Source organism: Mycolicibacterium smegmatis (assembly GCF_001457595.1).
Classification (GTDB): domain Bacteria; phylum Actinomycetota; class Actinomycetes; order Mycobacteriales; family Mycobacteriaceae; genus Mycobacterium; species Mycobacterium smegmatis.
Map to the genome: position 1 here is coordinate 5,782,685 of NZ_LN831039.1, position 15,251 is coordinate 5,797,935.

General features: G+C 69.4%; 18 protein-coding genes, 1 pseudogene and 1 riboswitch. Of the genes and pseudogenes, 11 read left to right on the top strand and 8 right to left on the bottom strand.

The genetic code is table 11. The features are described 5' to 3' along the window. Window positions 1-12: 12 nt before the first annotated feature. Window positions 13-1,029 carry an AurF N-oxygenase family protein gene (locus AT701_RS27805; protein ID WP_058126997.1) on the bottom strand — a complete coding sequence of 339 codons (1,017 nt, stop codon included), beginning with the start codon at window positions 1,027-1,029 and terminating at the stop codon, window positions 13-15. A gap of 120 nt (window positions 1,030-1,149) precedes the next feature. Between AT701_RS27805 and map the strand changes: the two genes are divergently transcribed. From map to sepH, 3 genes are all read left to right on the top strand, one after another. Continuing rightward, window positions 1,150-1,914 carry a type I methionyl aminopeptidase gene (gene map, locus AT701_RS27810; protein ID WP_058126998.1) on the top strand — a complete coding sequence of 255 codons (765 nt, stop codon included), beginning with the start codon at window positions 1,150-1,152 and terminating at the stop codon, window positions 1,912-1,914. 93 nt (window positions 1,915-2,007) lie between these two features. Beyond that, entirely contained in the window at window positions 2,008-3,120 is a 1,113-nt protein-coding gene (serC, locus tag AT701_RS27815; protein WP_003897096.1) for a phosphoserine transaminase, read from the top strand. 91 nt (window positions 3,121-3,211) lie between these two features. Then, window positions 3,212-4,042, top strand: a complete 831-nt coding sequence (gene sepH, locus AT701_RS27820; protein WP_011730710.1) for a septation protein SepH — start codon at window positions 3,212-3,214, stop codon at window positions 4,040-4,042. Between the two features lie 13 nt (window positions 4,043-4,055). On the opposite strand, the gene AT701_RS27825 is transcribed toward sepH, so the two are convergent. Genes AT701_RS27825 through AT701_RS27835 form a run of 3 tightly spaced genes read right to left on the bottom strand, consistent with a single transcriptional unit; the run spans window position 4,056 to window position 5,613 of the window. Further along, the gene (locus tag AT701_RS27825) at window positions 4,056-4,331 is read right to left on the bottom strand and encodes a DUF2537 domain-containing protein (protein ID WP_011730711.1); all 276 of its coding nucleotides are present in this window, start codon (window positions 4,329-4,331) and stop codon (window positions 4,056-4,058) included. A gap of 20 nt (window positions 4,332-4,351) precedes the next feature. Continuing rightward, a complete protein-coding gene (locus AT701_RS27830) occupies window positions 4,352-5,185 on the bottom strand; it encodes a TrmH family RNA methyltransferase (RefSeq protein ID WP_003897099.1) in 834 nt (277 codons plus the stop codon). Then, window positions 5,182-5,613: an Rv0880 family HTH-type transcriptional regulator gene (locus AT701_RS27835; RefSeq protein WP_058126999.1), complete on the bottom strand. Its 432-nt coding sequence runs from the start codon at window positions 5,611-5,613 to the stop codon at window positions 5,182-5,184. The genes AT701_RS27830 and AT701_RS27835 overlap by 4 nt, the downstream gene beginning before the upstream one ends. A gap of 81 nt (window positions 5,614-5,694) precedes the next feature. On the opposite strand from AT701_RS27835, the gene AT701_RS27840 reads away from it, so the two are divergent. Continuing rightward, window positions 5,695-5,964, top strand: a complete 270-nt coding sequence (locus AT701_RS27840) for a DUF2530 domain-containing protein (RefSeq protein ID WP_003897101.1) — start codon at window positions 5,695-5,697, stop codon at window positions 5,962-5,964. Between the two features lie 8 nt (window positions 5,965-5,972). Continuing rightward, window positions 5,973-6,425: an SRPBCC family protein gene (locus AT701_RS27845; protein ID WP_003897102.1), complete on the top strand. Its 453-nt coding sequence runs from the start codon at window positions 5,973-5,975 to the stop codon at window positions 6,423-6,425. Window positions 6,426-6,445: 20 nt separating this feature from the next. Here the strand turns inward: AT701_RS27845 and AT701_RS27850 are convergent, their stop codons facing one another. After that, window positions 6,446-7,240 (bottom strand): DUF3027 domain-containing protein, encoded by a 795-nt coding sequence (locus AT701_RS27850; RefSeq protein WP_029104387.1) that lies wholly within the window; start codon window positions 7,238-7,240, stop codon window positions 6,446-6,448. A gap of 140 nt (window positions 7,241-7,380) precedes the next feature. Here AT701_RS27850 and AT701_RS27855 point away from each other — a divergent pair, with 140 nt between their 5' ends. Further along, window positions 7,381-8,979: an MFS transporter gene (locus AT701_RS27855; RefSeq protein WP_223496029.1), complete on the top strand. Its 1,599-nt coding sequence runs from the start codon at window positions 7,381-7,383 to the stop codon at window positions 8,977-8,979. Then, window positions 8,976-9,464: a DUF2771 domain-containing protein gene (locus tag AT701_RS27860; protein WP_003897106.1), complete on the top strand. Its 489-nt coding sequence runs from the start codon at window positions 8,976-8,978 to the stop codon at window positions 9,462-9,464. The genes AT701_RS27855 and AT701_RS27860 overlap by 4 nt, the downstream gene beginning before the upstream one ends. A gap of 10 nt (window positions 9,465-9,474) precedes the next feature. Here AT701_RS27860 and AT701_RS27865 read toward each other — a convergent pair whose 3' ends face one another. Together AT701_RS27865 and AT701_RS27870 are read right to left on the bottom strand one after the other, a co-directional pair. Next, window positions 9,475-10,497 carry a glutathione S-transferase family protein gene (locus AT701_RS27865; RefSeq protein WP_058127001.1) on the bottom strand — a complete coding sequence of 341 codons (1,023 nt, stop codon included), beginning with the start codon at window positions 10,495-10,497 and terminating at the stop codon, window positions 9,475-9,477. A gap of 48 nt (window positions 10,498-10,545) precedes the next feature. Further along, window positions 10,546-10,956 (bottom strand): cold-shock protein, encoded by a 411-nt coding sequence (locus AT701_RS27870; RefSeq protein WP_003897108.1) that lies wholly within the window; start codon window positions 10,954-10,956, stop codon window positions 10,546-10,548. 162 nt (window positions 10,957-11,118) lie between these two features. On the opposite strand from AT701_RS27870, the gene AT701_RS27875 reads away from it, so the two are divergent. The 4 genes and pseudogenes from AT701_RS27875 to AT701_RS36045 form a co-directional block, all read left to right on the top strand. Beyond that, window positions 11,119-11,529 carry a YccF domain-containing protein gene (locus tag AT701_RS27875; protein ID WP_003897109.1) on the top strand — a complete coding sequence of 137 codons (411 nt, stop codon included), beginning with the start codon at window positions 11,119-11,121 and terminating at the stop codon, window positions 11,527-11,529. After that, a complete protein-coding gene (gene moaA / locus AT701_RS27880; RefSeq protein WP_058127002.1) occupies window positions 11,526-12,611 on the top strand; it encodes a GTP 3',8-cyclase MoaA in 1,086 nt (361 codons plus the stop codon). Before AT701_RS27875 ends, moaA begins: the two co-directional genes overlap by 4 nt. Next, window positions 12,612-12,878, top strand: coding sequence for a MoaD/ThiS family protein (locus AT701_RS27885; protein WP_036453793.1), 267 nt, complete (start codon window positions 12,612-12,614; stop codon window positions 12,876-12,878). Window positions 12,879-13,131: 253 nt separating this feature from the next. Continuing rightward, window positions 13,132-13,303: riboswitch (cyclic di-AMP (ydaO/yuaA leader) on the top strand. Between the two features lie 8 nt (window positions 13,304-13,311). Beyond that, window positions 13,312-14,732: pseudogene (locus tag AT701_RS36045) on the top strand (transglycosylase family protein); the annotation flags it as partial. A gap of 67 nt (window positions 14,733-14,799) precedes the next feature. Here the strand turns inward: AT701_RS36045 and AT701_RS27895 are convergent. Then, the gene (locus tag AT701_RS27895) at window positions 14,800-15,228 is read right to left on the bottom strand and encodes a molybdenum cofactor biosynthesis protein MoaE (RefSeq protein WP_058127003.1); all 429 of its coding nucleotides are present in this window, start codon (window positions 15,226-15,228) and stop codon (window positions 14,800-14,802) included. Window positions 15,229-15,251: the final 23 nt, after the last annotated feature.

Genomic DNA, 15,251 nt, shown 5'->3' on the forward strand with positions numbered 1-15,251 from the left:
GAGTCTCCCGAGCTAGGCCGCGCTGACCAGGTGCTCGCGCTGCGGCTCGCTGCGGTAACGGCTGGGCGGCCCGTCGATCTTGCAGATCTTCCACACGAGCTTGGCCACCGGGTTCATCAGACCCGTGTCGTAGCACAGCATCCGGACATCGGAAAACATGTCGCGCAACATCTTTCGCGACTCCGGCGCGCGGAAGAACACTTCCTTGCGCACCGAGCGCGGGATGTCGAACTCTTTCCAGAACGGACGCGGCGGCACCAGGATCGCCGAGCACAAGATGCGCATCACCAGCGGGACGTACAGCGACAGCATGAACCGCTGGCGCCGGCGCAGGCGCGGAACGCGCTTGTGCAGGTACTGGTGCGCGAACGAGATGTGGCGCGCCTCCTCGGCGACGTGGATCGCCATGACCCGCTCCATGATCGGGTGCAGCTTGCGGCCCTCGCGCAGCACGCTCTTCTGCGTGTGGTCGATGGGCTCCTCGCCAGCGAGCACGCCGAAGAAGAACGGGATGGGCGTCGGGCCCGCGGCCAGCGGGATGACGGGCTGCAGCCAGCGCAGCAGGCGCGGCATGCCGGGCACGTCCTTGCCGATGCGGTTCACCATCTCCTGGAACATCAGGGTGTGGTTGCACTCCTCGACCGCCTCGTGCAGGCAGTACCGGTATTCCGGTGAGCCGTTGGGCACCCAGAACGAGTACTCCATGAGCCCGCGGATGAGGATGTTCTCGAAGTGCAGGCCGACCTTGGCGACGTTGGCCTGACGCCACATGCCGATCTCGATCTGCCGCTCCAGCGACTGCGCCCGGTACCACGGGTGGCGGCCCAGCGGGTCGGTGTCGGTGAGCACCCAGCGGGTGTCATTCGGGATCACGGCAAACTCCGGCGAATCCCAGTTGATGTCCTGGTACGGGTTGAAGTTGCGCCGCACCGACCCCTCGGACAGTGTGGTGAGCATGTCCACGTACTGGGTGTCGTCACTGACATCCATGTTGCGACGCCAGCGCCTGATCATCTTGGTCCGAGCCATGTTGCAGACCTCTCCCTCTCGTCTGAGGTTTACATCTACCCAGGTGTTGTACAACGGTACCGCAGGTATCGAGTAAATGTCCATGCCCGATTTGGAAAGTTTGCCGAGAGGTCCGTTGCCGTGGTCGATATGAAGACGAAATCCGACATAGACGCCATGTCCGCGGCCGGAGCCGTCGTCGAAGAAGCATTGCGAGAGGTGGTCGCGAACGCCGATGTAGGGCGTACGACAGCCGATCTGGACCACGTCGCGGCCCAAGTTCTCGCCGACCACGGCGCCACCTCGCCGTTCCTCGACTACCACCCCCGCTGGGCGCCCAGCCCCTTCCCGGCGGTGCTGTGCGTGAGCGTCAACGACGCCGTCGTGCACGGCATCCCCGGGCCGCAGGTGCTCGCAGACGGCGACCTGGTGTCGGTGGACTTCGGAGCAATCTTGAACGGGTGGTGCGGCGACGCCGCGCGCAGCTTCGTCGTCGGCACCCCGCGACCAGCCGACCTCGCGCTCATCGAGGCCACCGACGCGGCCCTGGCCGCGGGCATCGAGGCCGCACGCCCGGGCAACACGCTGGGCGACATCGGCCACGCGATCTCGGCGACGGTGCGCGACGCGGGCTACGCGCTGCTGGCCGACCACGGCGGCCACGGCATCGGCCACACCATGCACGAGGCGCCGCACGTGCCCAACGTGGGACGACGCGGCGAGGGCATGAAGCTGCGGCCCGGGCTGGTGATCGCGATCGAGCCCATGCTGATCGCCGACGGCACCGAGGACTATGTGCACGACCCCGACGGCTGGACGCTGCGCACCGCGACCGGTGCCCGCGCCGCGCACAGTGAACACACCGTCGCGATCACCGACGACGGCCCGCGCATCCTCACTCTCTGAGGCCGACCGTGGGCCGCGTGTACATGTTGCGGCCGTTTTGCGTGCACAGGGCCCACACTCGCCAGTTCGCGCACGCCCTTTAGGCTGGTGGGCATGGCTGAACTGATCATTCCTGCCGAACTCAAGCCTCGCGACGGCCGCTTCGGCTGCGGACCCTCCAAGGTGCGCCCCGAGCAACTGACCGCGCTGGCTGCCGCAGGCGATCTGTTCGGCACCTCGCATCGCCAGGCGCCGATCAAGAACCTCGTCGGGCGCGTGCGCGACGGGCTGCGCGAGCTGTTCTCCGCACCCGACGGCTACGAGGTGATCCTGGGCAACGGCGGCTCCACCGCGTTCTGGGACGCCGCCGCGTTCGGCCTGATCGAGAAACGCTCGCTGCACCTGACCTACGGCGAGTTCAGCTCGAAGTTCGCCTCGTGCGTCACCAAGAACCCGTTCATCGACGAGCCGATCGTCGTCAAGACCGACCCCGGCACCGCGCCCGCACCGCAGGCCGACCCGTCGGTCGACGCCATCGCGTGGGCCCACAACGAGACCTCGACGGGTGTCGCGGTGCCCGTGCAGCGCCCCGAGGGCTCCGGTGACGCGCTGGTGCTCATCGACGCCACGTCGGCGGCAGGCGGCCTGCCGGTGAACATCACCGACGTCGACGCGTACTACTTCGCGCCGCAGAAGAACTTCGCGGGCGACGGCGGCCTGTGGCTGGCCGTCATGAGCCCCGCGGCGCTCGCGCGCATCGAGGCCATCAAGGGCTCGGGCCGCTGGGTCCCGGACTTCCTGTCGCTGCCGATCGCGGTCGAGAACAGCCTCAAGAACCAGACCTACAACACGCCCGCGGTCGCGACGCTCATCCTGTTGGCCGAGCAGATCGACTGGCTGCTGGGCAACGGCGGCCTGGACTGGGCCGTCAAGCGCACCGCCGATTCGTCGTCGCGCCTGTACTCGTGGGCCGAGGCGTCGTCGTTCGCGACGCCGTTCGTCACCGATCCCGCCCTGCGCTCGCAGGTGGTCGGCACCGTCGACTTCTCCGACGACGTCGACGCCGCCGCGGTGGCGAAGGTGCTGCGCGCGAACGGCATCGTCGACACCGAGCCCTACCGCAAGCTGGGCCGCAACCAGTTGCGCATCGGCATGTTCCCGGCCGTCGACCCCGACGACGTGAGCGCGCTGACGCAGTGCGTCGACTGGGTCGTCGAGAACCTGTAGCCGCTGTCAGCACTGAACCAACCGCCGGACGCCCCGCGTGTCAGCGCGGTTACGAGTCGATAACGCAGTAGGGTGCGCCCAGGAGGTCGGTATGCGAGAACTCAGGGTCGTCGGACTGGATGTAGACGGCAAACGCATCATCTGCGAGACCGCCGACTCCGCGGAAATGTTCACTCTGCGTGTGGACGACCGGTTGCGGGCCGCGCTGCGCGGCGACAAGGTCGCCTCGAACCAGACTGAGATCGATCTAGAGGTTCAAAGCGTGCTGCGTCCCAAGGAAATTCAGGCAAAGATCCGCGCCGGCGCATCGGTCGAGCAGTTGGCCGCCGCGGCCGGGGTGCCCGTCGAGCGGGTCGAGCGGTTCGCCCACCCGGTGCTGCTGGAGCGCGCGCGTGCCGCCGAGCTGGCAACCGCGGCGCATCCCGTGCTGGCCGACGGGCCCTCGGTGCTGACGCTGCTGGAGACCGTGACCAAGGCACTGGTGGCGCGCGGGCTCGATCCTGACGCGGTCGCATGGGACGCCTGGCGCAACGAGGACAGCCGCTGGACCGTCCAGCTGGCCTGGAAGGCCGGCCGCTCGGACAACGTCGCCCACTTCCGGTTCACCCCCGGCTCACACGGCGGGCTCGTCACGGCGTCCGACGACGCCGCGCACCAGCTGATCAACCCGGACTTCGCGCGCCCGCTGCGGCCCGTGGCCGCCGTGCCCCAGCTGGAGTTCGAGGCGCCCCAGCCGGCGCAACCGGCCGCGCCGCCACAGCCCGCGCAAGCGGTGCCGACACCGGAACCCGCCCCCGCACCCGAGCAGGAACCCGAGCCCGCACCTGCCCCCGCCCCCAAGCGCAGCCGCAAGGCCAGGGCCACCGTGCCCGCATGGGAGGACGTGCTGCTGGGCGTGCGCTCGTCGGGTACGCAGCGCTGAACCGATAGCGGGATCAGGCGCCGCTGAGCGCGACCGCGAGCAGCGCGATCCAGCCACCGACGACGCCGACGGCGGACCCGAGCACGAACCAGCGCCACACCGGGCGGTTCCGCCATCCCCACACCGTGGGCGCCAGACCGCCGACCGCGACCATGTTGAGCCCGATCGCGAGCAGCGGATGCACCCGGATCAGGCCCACGCCGAGCACCACGATCGCCGCGGCCAGCAGCACGGCGACGAACCCGGCCACCGTCAGGCCGGTCCCCCACGGCGTCGAATCGTCGGTCACGCTGCCAACTTAGCGCCTCGTCAGTGCGACAGCCGGGCCCGCTCGTAGAACGCGAGCGCCGCGGCGGTCGCGACGTTGAGCGAATCGGTGCCGCGCGACATCGGGATGCGCACGCGCACGTCGCTCGCGCGCATGGTGCGTTCGGTCAGGCCAGGGCCCTCTGCACCCACCAGGATCGCCACCCGGTCGCCTTCGAGTTGCACCATCGCGTCCGACAACGTCGCAGCGGACGGGTCCGGTGTCATCGCGAGCAGACGGAACCCCTTGTCGCGCAACAACTCCAGATCAGTCGGCCACGACGACGCGCGCGCGAACGGCACCAGCAGTGCGTGGCCCATCGACACCCGCACGGCGCGCCGGTACAGCGGATCGGCACAGCCCGCGCCGAAGATCACGGCGTCGACCGCGAGCCCGGCGGCGTTGCGGAAGATCGAACCGAGGTTCTCGTGGTCGTTGACCCCTTCGAGCACCGCGATGGTGCGCGCGTCGGCGATCACGTCGTCGACCGTGAGTTCAGCTGCGCGCGGCGCCGAGGCCAGCACGCCGCGGTTGAGGTGGAACCCGATCGCCTCGGCCATCACCTCCGCGCTCGCGCGGTAGAACGGCACATCGGCGTACTGCGGGTATCGCTGCAGGTCGGCGGAGAGTTCGCCCAGTCTGCGGTCGGTGCCCAGCAGGGCGCGCGGGACGAAACGCGAGGCCAGCATGCGCTGTACCACCAGAACACCCTCGGCGATCACCAGAGCTTTCCCGGTGGGCAGATCCGGTCTGCGGTCGACGCTGTTGAGATCGCGGAAGTCGTCGATGCGGGGATCGGCAGGATCGTCGATGTCGATTACTTGCAGCGGGCTCACACTTTCTCGTCGACCATGGCCGACATCAGATCGGCCGCGGCGATCAGCGTCTGGCGCTGATCGGCATCAAGTTTGCCCAATTGTGTCAGCAGCCATTCCTGGCTCGCACGCTGCTCCGCCTCGACAAGTTCCACCCCTTCGGCCGACGCCGACACCATGACCTGCCTGCCGTCGGCGGGATGCGCCGTGCGCACCACGAGCCCCTGTTCGGCCAGTGACGTCAGCACACGTGTCATCGACGGCGGGCGGACCCGTTCGCGTACCGCCAGCGCGCCAGGTGTCATGGAGCCCTCCTTCGCCAGCGTCGACAGCGCCGACAACTGCGTGAGGGTCACCTTGGAATCCGAACGCTGCGAGCGCAATTGGCGGGCAAATCGAATAACGGCCAGGGCCAGGTCGCTTGCCACGCGCGCGTCCAGATGTTTCACAACGCAAATACTACTTAGCTGTGGGCCCGCAGGCCCAAATCCAGGGCGGATGTCAGCGGGTCCGTCGGCTACGTTGGGGCGGTGACCGGTGCGCCAGAACCGAACCCAGACCGCACACCCGTGCCTCCGCAACTGCCCCGTGCGCTGCTCGACCCGCGCCCGGTGATCATCGCGATCGCGCTCGGGTGGCTCGTCGCGACGATCGCGGCATTCACGTTGCCGGATCTGCACGCCTGGCGGCCCTACACCGTGGCCGGCCTGGGCGTGGGAGTGCTTGGCACATCGATCTTCCTGTGGCAACGTCGTGCGGTGCGCCGCGGATCACGCGGTGCCCAAAGCGGATTGACCTGAGGAGACACATGGCCGCACCGTTGCTGCAAGCCCAGATCGACATCGACGCGCCCGTCGAGCGGGTCTGGTCGCTGATCTCGGACCTGCGCCGGATGCCCGAGTGGAGCCCGCAGTGCCGCCTCATGAAGACGATCGGCCCGTTGCGCCCCGGTGCGCTGACGGTCAACCTCAACCGCCGCAACTTCATGTTCTGGCCGACGACGTGCCACATCCTCGAGGTGATCCCCCAGCAGAAGCTCGCATTCCGCGTCGACCTCAACAAGACCGTGTGGGCCTATGAACTCGAGCCCACCGAGACCGGCACGCGCGTGACCGAGAGCCGTCACGCCGAGAACGGCACGACCGCGGTGTCCAACGCGGTGATCACGGCGTTCTTCGGTGGTGTGCCCAACTTCGAGGGTGAGCTCATCGAGGGCATGAACCAGTCGCTGGCCCGCATCAAGGCGGCAGCCGAGCGCTGATCTGCGATCCGATCCGGCCGTCAGTCGGCCAGGTCGAGAACCCCGTCGTCGAACGGTTCGTAGAGCGGCGACCCGGTGCCGGGCGGCGCCGGGGTGTCCGAATGGGCACCACAGCCGTACTCCGAGTCGACGACGTGGCCGTCGGCCGACAGTTCGTTGGCGCACACGCCGAACATCCGGCCCAACGCGCCACCGAGCGGGAGGTAGAAGCCGCAGTCGCGGCACACCCGCTTGGTCGAACGGGCCATCGGCGAGTTGGGTCCGAATTCGCCGTCGTGCCAGCGCTGCGCGGCGGCCGCGCGGCCCCACTCGCTGAGCACCTGGCGACGGCCGAAGCCGAGTTCGAGCGCGGTCTCGTCGATCAGCGGGTCGCCGGTGGCCGAATAGCCGGGCACCAGCCGCGGATCGTCGGGCGGCGGTGCGAGCAGGTCACCCGGACCCAGATCGCCCGGGCGGATGCGTTCCTGCCACGGCACCCACTTGGGCGCCAGCAGCGCGGTGGGACCGGGCACGAGCACCAGTTCACTGATCGTGGCGCGGTCGGCGCCTGGATAGGCGGCCACCACGACGGCCCACTGCCAGCCGCGGTAACCGGGCATGTTGGCCAGGAAGCGATGCGTCGCCGAGCTCGGGTCCTCGAGCGTCACGCCCAGGTATTCGCCGACGGTGTCCGCACCGCTGAACTCGGTCAGCGCGGCGCGCGCCACGTCGACGGCACCCCGCAGCACCGACTCCAGGCCCGGCGCGTCGGCCGCCGCGGCGGATCCGAGATCGCTGCCTTCGGCCCGGTCGGCGGGTTCGGTCACACTTTCCATCGCGTCCATAGTGCCTGACCGGCACAACGCGGGGCCACACCGGTCGCCTGTGAGCCTTGCGCCGTCGGATAAGAGAGAATCGAGAAGTGACTTACTACCCGCCGCGGCCGCCAGGCGATCGCGGCGCGGAGCATCCCGGGATGGCCAACTATCCCAGCGACGAGACGCACCGCAGGCCGCGCAGGTCCTCGATGCCGAGCTCCAACCGCTGGCTCCCGCCACTGGACGAAGAGTCCCCTCGCGCTGAGCGCACGGGGTCCGCTCGCGGAGCCGGTCCCACAGCTGAGCCGGGAGCCGGCGAGCGCGTCACCGTGACCCGCGCCGCCGCGGCACGCAGCCGCGAGATGGGCTCGCGCATGTACGGCCTGGTGCACCGCGCCGCGACCGCCGACGGCGCCGACAAATCCGGGCTGACCGCGCTCACCTGGCCCGTGGTGGCCAACTTCGCCGTCGACGCCGCCATGGCCGTCGCCCTGGCCAACACGCTGTTCTTCGCCGCGGCCAGCGGCGAGTCGAAGAGCCGCGTCGCGCTGTACCTGCTGATCACCATCGCGCCGTTCGCGGTGATCGCGCCGCTCATCGGGCCCGCACTGGACCGCCTGCAGCACGGCCGCCGCGTCGCGCTGGCGGCGTCGTTCGCGCTGCGCACCGTGTTGATCGTGGTGCTGATCGCCAACTACGACGGCGCGACCGGCAACTTCCCGTCGTGGGTGCTCTACCCGTGTGCGCTGGGCATGATGGTGCTCTCCAAATCGTTCTCGGTGCTGCGCAGCGCGGTGACGCCGCGTGTCCTGCCGCCGACCATCGACCTGGTGCGCGTCAACTCGCGGCTCACCACGTTCGGCCTGCTCGGCGGAACGGTCGCCGGTGGCGGTATCGCCGCGGGCGCCGAGTACCTGTTCGGCCTCGTGCACCTGCCCGGCGCGCTGTACGTGATCGTCGCGGTCAGCGTCGCCGGCGCGGTGCTGTCGATGCGCATCCCCAAGTGGGTCGAGGTCACCGAGGGCGAGGTCCCCACGACGCTGAGCTACCACGGCGGCCCCGGGGAACTGCGCCGCCCGGAGCACCCCGACACGACAGGTAAGCCCGACAAGCCGCAATCGGTACGCCAGCCCATGGGCCGCAACACGATCACCGCGCTTTGGGGCAACTGCACCATCAAGGTCATGGTCGGGTTCCTGTTCCTCTATCCCGCGTTCGTCGCCAAGTCGCACGACGCCAGCGGCTGGGAGCAACTGCTGATCCTCGGCATCATCGGCGCGGCCGCGGGCATCGGGAACTTTGCGGGCAACATGACCGCCGCACGGCTCAAGCTCGGCCACCCGGCGCAGATGGTCGTGCGTCTGGCGATCGTGGTCACCGTGTTCGCGCTGCTGGCCGCGTTGACCGGCAAGCTGCTGGTGGCCGCGCTCGCGACGCTGGTGACCTCGGGTGCCAGCGCGATCGCCAAGGCCTCACTCGACGCGTCGCTGCAGGACGACCTTCCCGAGGCGTCGCGCGCCTCGGCGTTCGGGCGCTCCGAATCGGTGCTGCAGCTCGCGTGGGTGGCCGGCGGCGCCATCGGAGTGCTGATCTACACAGACCTCTCAGTCGGGTTCACTACGATCACGGCCGTGCTGATACTCGGCCTGGCCCAGACCATCGTGAGCTACCGCGGCGAATCCCTCATCCCCGGCTTCGGCGGCAACCGCCCCGTGCTGGCGGAGCAGGAGGGGACGATGGCGTGGGGGGCCCGGTGAAGCGCACCTTCGGGATCCTCGGGCTCGTCGTCGTCCTCGCGATCGCAGGCACCGGGATCGGTGTCTGGCGGCTGAGCAGCTCCCACGGCGAGAATCTGCCGCAGATCAGCGCCTACTCACACGGGCACACCGTGCGCACCGGACCGTTCCAGTACTGCCCGGTGCTCGACCTCGACAACTGCCTCGACCCGCGCGAGGCGGCCGAACTGCGGGTCACCGAGAAGTACCCCGTGCAGCTTTCGGTGCCGTCGGCGATCGGACGGGCCCCATGGCGCCTGCTGCGGGTATACGAAAACCCCATCGACACAACGGTTTCGGTGTACCGCCCCAACACCACGCTGGCGGTGACCATCCCGACCGTGGATCCGCAGCGCGGACGTCTGACCGGCCTCGCGGTGCAGTTGCTCACGCTCGTACGCGATCAGAACGGCGAGGAGTTCGCGCTGCCGCACGCCGAGTGGTCGATCAGCACCACCTGGTCGTGAGCCCTGCGGGTCAGCCCGCGCCGTGACCGGCGGGCACCCGCTCACCGTCGCGCGTCGGGCCGGGTGGGGTGCCGTCACCGAAGGGCCTGCCGCCCAAGGCCTCCCGCCCGTGCGGCGTCAACCAGTTCGACAGGTCCGGGCCCTTCGGCACGACCTGCGTGGGATTGATGTCGGAGTGCACCACGTAGTAGTGCGCCTTGATCTGCACGAAGTCGATGGTGTCGCCGAAACCCGGCGTCTGGAACAGATCGCGGGCATAGGCCCACAGCACATCCATCTCGCTGAGCTTGGACCGGTTGCACTTGAAGTGGCCGTGATAGACGGGGTCGAAGCGCGCGAGCGTGGTGAACAACCGCACGTCGGCCTCGGTGATGGTGTCCCCCACCAGGTAACGCTGCGTCGCGAGGCGCTCGGTGAGCCAGTCCAGCGCGGTGAACAACCGGTCGTAGGCGCGCTCGTAGGCCTCCTGTGAACCCGCGAACCCGCAGCGGTACACACCGTTGTTGACCTCGGTGTAGATGCGTCGGGCGACCTCGTCGATCTCGTCGCGCAGCGGCTCGGGGTACAGGTCCGGCGCACCCTCGCGGTGATACGCCTTCCACTCGGTGGAGAAGTCCAGCGTCATCTGCGCGAAGTCGTTGGTGACCACCTCGCCCGTGGCGACCTCGACGATCGCGGGCACCGTGATGCCCTTGGAATAGTCGGGGAAGCGTTTGAGGTACGCGTCGCGCAACCGCGGGATCTTCAGCACCGGATCGACGCCGTCGGGGTCGAGGTCGAACGTCCAGCTGCGTTCGTCGTGCGTCGGCCCGCAGAACCCGATGGACAGCACGTCCTCGAGCCCCAGCAGGCGCCGCACGATGATCGTGCGGTTCGCCCACGGGCAGGCACGCGCCACGATCAGCCGGTACCGGCCCGGTTCGACGGGGTAACCGTCACGGCCGTCGGCGGTGATCCTGGTGGTGATGTACGCGGTGTCGCGGTTGAACTCGCCGCCCGAGGTCTTGTCGGCGACGTAGGTGCCCTGAGCCATCACTCCATCTTGGCCTCAGGGCGCCGGTCGCGCCCGGGACTCGGACGATCAAGCGTCGAGTTCGCGCGCGACGGCCCGGACGACCTCCGAAACGCGGCGGGCGACCTTGCGGTCGGGGTAGCGCCCCTTGCGCAGCTCCGGCTGCACCGCGCTCTCCAGCAGCGTGATCATGTCCTCGACCATGCCGTGCAGTTCGTCGGGGGTGTGCTTGTGCTCGGGACGCTCGGCCTCACGGCGCGCCCGCGACAGGCTGGGCGGCGGGTCGATGAGCTTGAGGCTCAGCGCCTGCGGGCCGCGACGGCCCGCGGCGACGCCGAACTCGACGCGCTGCCCGGACTTGAGCGCCTCGACACCGGCAGGCAGCGCCGAGGACCGGACGTACACGTCCTCGCCGTCCTCTTGCGACAGAAAGCCGAAGCCCTTTTCGGCGTCGTACCACTTAACCTTGCCGGTCGGCACTGTCCTCACCCGCTCGTCGTTGTCGGCCAACAAAAACACACAAAGTTCGCGTCCCGTCTGCGCCGGGACGCGATGACGTGATCCTACTCGGATCAGATCTGGGCCTTCACCCTGAATACTCGGTAGGCTTGCAGCACCGCCCAAGGAGAAGATGCCCCAGATATGCGAGTGCTACTTAATATCATCTGGTTGATCTTCGGCGGGCTGTGGCTGGCGCTGGGTTACCTGCTGGCCGCACTGATCTGCTTCATCCTCATCGTCACGATCCCGTTCGGCTTCGCGTCGCTGCGCATCGCGTCATATGCGCTGTGGCCGTTCGGCCGGACCATCGTCGAAAAGCCGGGACCCCGGCCCGGCGCCCTGGTGGGCAATGTCATCTGGGTGATCCTGTTCGGCATCTGGCTGGCGATCGGACACGTCGCCAGCGCCATCGCGATGGCGATCACGATCATCGGGATCCCGCTGGCCCTGGCCAATCTCAAGATGATCCCGGTGTCGCTGGTACCGCTGGGCAAGGAGATCGTGCCGGTGGACCAGTTCAACAACCTCAACACGGAGCGGGTGATCACATGACCGTCACGGCGCTCGGCCTACCCACCGTCGCCCGGTCCACGGGCGACGGTTCTGCTGGGGCCTCCCCTGCGCCCGCCGACGGCCCCCTGGTCGACAAATACGGACGTGCCGCGACCGACCTGCGCGTGTCGCTGACCGACCGCTGCAATCTGCGCTGCACCTATTGCATGCCTGCCGAGGGCCTCAACTGGCTTCCCGGTGACGCGCTGCTGAGCCCCACCGAACTGGCCCGTCTGCTGCGCATCGCGGTGACCCGGCTCCGCATCACCAGCGTGCGGTTCACCGGCGGTGAGCCGTTGGTGGTGCGTCACCTCGAAGAGGTCGTCGCGGCGGCCGCCGCACTTGAGCCCCGCCCGGAGATCACGCTGACCACCAACGGCCTCGGCCTGGCCCGTCGTGCAGAGGGGCTCAAGAAGGCCGGCCTCAACCGCATCAACGTGTCATTGGACAGCGTCGACGCCGCGCACTTCGCACGCATCACCCGCCGCGATCGCCTGCCCGACGTGCTGGCCGGGCTGGCGGCCGCGAAGGCGGCCGGGCTCGAGCCCGTGAAGGTCAACGCGGTCCTCGATCCCGTGTCGGGCCTCGACGACGCCGTGGAGCTGCTGCGGTACTGCCTGCAGCACGGATATCAGCTGCGGATCATCGAGCAGATGCCGCTCGACGCGAGCCACAGCTGGCAGCGCGACAACGTCATCGACGCCGACCGGATCCTGCAGACCCTGCAACAGCACTTCGAGCTGACCCCGGATTCGCGTCCGCGCGGGTCGGCGCCCGCCGAGCTGTGGCAGGTGGCCGAGGGACCCACGCACGCCGCGGGCACGGTCGGGGTCATCGCGTCGGTGTCGCATGCCTTCTGTTCGGCCTGTGACCGCACGCGGCTGACCGCGGACGGTCAGATCCGCAGCTGCCTGTTCTCGCGCGAGGAGACCGATCTGCGGCACCTGCTGCGCGGCGGTGCCGACGACGCCGAGATCGAGGCCGCGTGGCGCGCGGCGATGTGGAGCAAGCCCGCCGGACACGGCATCAACGATCCTGATTTCGTGCAGCCGGTCCGGCCCATGAGTGCGATCGGTGGATAGATGACGACAGCGACGACAGTTCGGGTGACGGTCCGCTATTTCGCGGCCGCGGCGGCCGCGGCGGGAATCGAGACCGAATCGTTGGAAATCGCGACGGGGACCTCCGTCGCCGAGCTCGTCGAGCGGCTCGGCGCGCGCAACCCCGAGCTCGCGCGGGTGCTCAAGCGCTGCTCATACCTGTGCGACGAGGTCGCGGTGCGCGATATGGCCAAGCTATTGGTAACGCCGCAAACCGTTGACGTGTTACCACCTTTCGCCGGCGGATAACGTGAGATACGTCACATCACGGATTGGTAACGAGCTGGCTGTGTCGCGCTGAGGCGCTTTGTTTTCCTGCGAGAACACTTCGGCAACCTGCACCTTTAACGCTCTTTTAAGTTTTGCCGGGACCTGAAACGCCGTGCGGCGCAAAAGATGACTCTGCTGCACCTACCCGTTACCGTTCATTCCCAAGTCAGCCGACCTTTATCGGTTGACCTGCCTCCGCCGGTAGCGCCGAGCTCCATCCATCGCGCGGAGGTAACTGCGAACACCAAGGATGGAGGCGGGGGACCCAACCGGTCCACCGAATTGCGGACCAGGAGCCTTTTGGCTCCTTGGGGTGAAGCCGTCGCCGTTTCGGCGTCGACGGCCGGGTGACCTCTCCCACCCGAACCCGACAGCTGACCTCGTGGGCGCATACGAGAGGACCTCGACGCTTATGAGTGGACGGCACCGCAAGCCCACTTCTTCGTCATCTGCCAAGAACGTCGCCAAGATCGCCTTCACCGGTGCGGTGCTGGGCGGTGGCGGTCTCGGTATGGCCGGCCAGGCAATGGCCGCGACCGACGGCGAATGGGATCAGGTGGCCCGCTGCGAATCCGGCGGCAACTGGGCGATCAACACCGGCAACGGCTATCACGGCGGCCTGCAGTTCTCGCCGAGCACGTGGCGGGCGCACGGCGGCACCGAGTTCGCTCCCGCCGCGTACATGGCCACCAAGGAAGAGCAGATCGCCGTCGCCGAGCGTGTGCTCGCCAGCCAGGGCAAGGGCGCATGGCCCACCTGCGGCCGCGGCCTGTCCGGCGCCACGCCGCGCAACGTCGTCGCAGAGCCCGAACCCGCGCCGCTGGACGCTCCCGGTGTGAACGGCGAACTGCCGCCCCCGGCGCCCGTCGACATGCTGGCCGCGCCGATGCCCGCTCCCGAAGGCCTGCCTCCCGCCCCTGAGGCCCTGCCTCCGGCCCCGGAAGCCCTTCCGCCGGCCCCAGAGGCTCCCGCCCCGGCTCCTGAGGCCCTGCCGCCCGCACCCGAGGCCCTGCCCCGGCTCCTGAGGCCCTGCCGCCCGCTCCCGAAGCTCCGGCCCCTGCCCCGGAGGCACTGCCGCCCGCACCTGAGGCACCCGCTCCGGTCGCCGAGGCCCTGCCGCCCGCTCCCGAGGCCCTGCCGCCGGCCCCTGAGGCTCCGCCCGCACCGGAAGCTCTGCCGCCGGCCCCCGAGGCCCCGGCCCCGGCTCCCGAGGCCCAGATCGTCGACGCCTCGCTGCAGGTGCCCGCAGACGTTCCTCCGGCCCCGCCGGCCGGGCCGGCACCGGTCGACGCCGTGGCCGCCCCGGAGAACCAGAATTGGGACCAGGCCCCCGCACCGGCCGATCAGCCGCAGACCTGGGCGCTGCACGTCGGCGGGCCGCTGCCGCTCGATCCGGTGCTCCCGGACCCGGCTCCGGCACCCGCGCCTGCTCCGGCACCCGGCGCACCCGCCGCGGTCGCGGCTCCGGCACCCGATCCGCTGGCCCCCGCACCGAACGCAGATGTGGCCCCGGCCCCGCCGGAGGGTGTTCCGCACCTCGCGAGCCCGGAGAACCTGCCCCCGGGTACCACCGAGACCCCGGACCAGATTCCCGGCCAGGGTCCGAACATGACCTACCTGCGGGAGATCTGGCACGCGATCCAGACCCAGGACATCAGCGGCAAGGACGCCCTGCTGGCGCTCACGCAGCGTCCGCTGACCACTCCCGACGTCCCGGGCGGTGCGGCTCCGAACCGCCCGGTCGCGCCACCGCCCGCACCCGGTGACCCGGCCCTTGCACCGGCTCCCGCGCCGCTGGGCGCCCCGGCGCCCGCCCCGGCCCCTGAGCCTGCCCGGTGGGCGCACGGGCCGCGGTGGGCGCTCCGGTTCCGCCGCCGGCCTGAGCCGGCTCAGGCCGGTTCTAGGCGGAGTTGACCCACTCGTCGGTTCCGTCGGCGAAGTGCTGGTGCTTCCACACCGGCAGCCGCTCCTTGACGACGTCGACGAGACGGGCACAGGTTTCGAACGCCGCCCTGCGATGGGGCGCTGCGACAGCGGCCACCAGGGCGGCGTCACCTATCTTCAGGGGGCCGATGCGGTGGCTCACCGCGATCGCCCGCACCCCGTCGGACTGCGCCGCGATCTCCGCGGCGACCTCTTCGAGCGTGCGCTGCGCCGTGGGGTGGGCCGAGTACTCGAGTCGCAGAACCGAACGGCCGCCGTCGTGATCGCGCACGACACCGGCGAATCCGACGACCGCCCCAGCGGCCTCGTGCGCGACGAGCGCCTCGTACTCGGTCAGCGAGATCGGGTCCTCGGTGAGCTCGACCCGGACGATTTCAGCGCTCATCGCAACAGTCTCCTCGTCGCGTG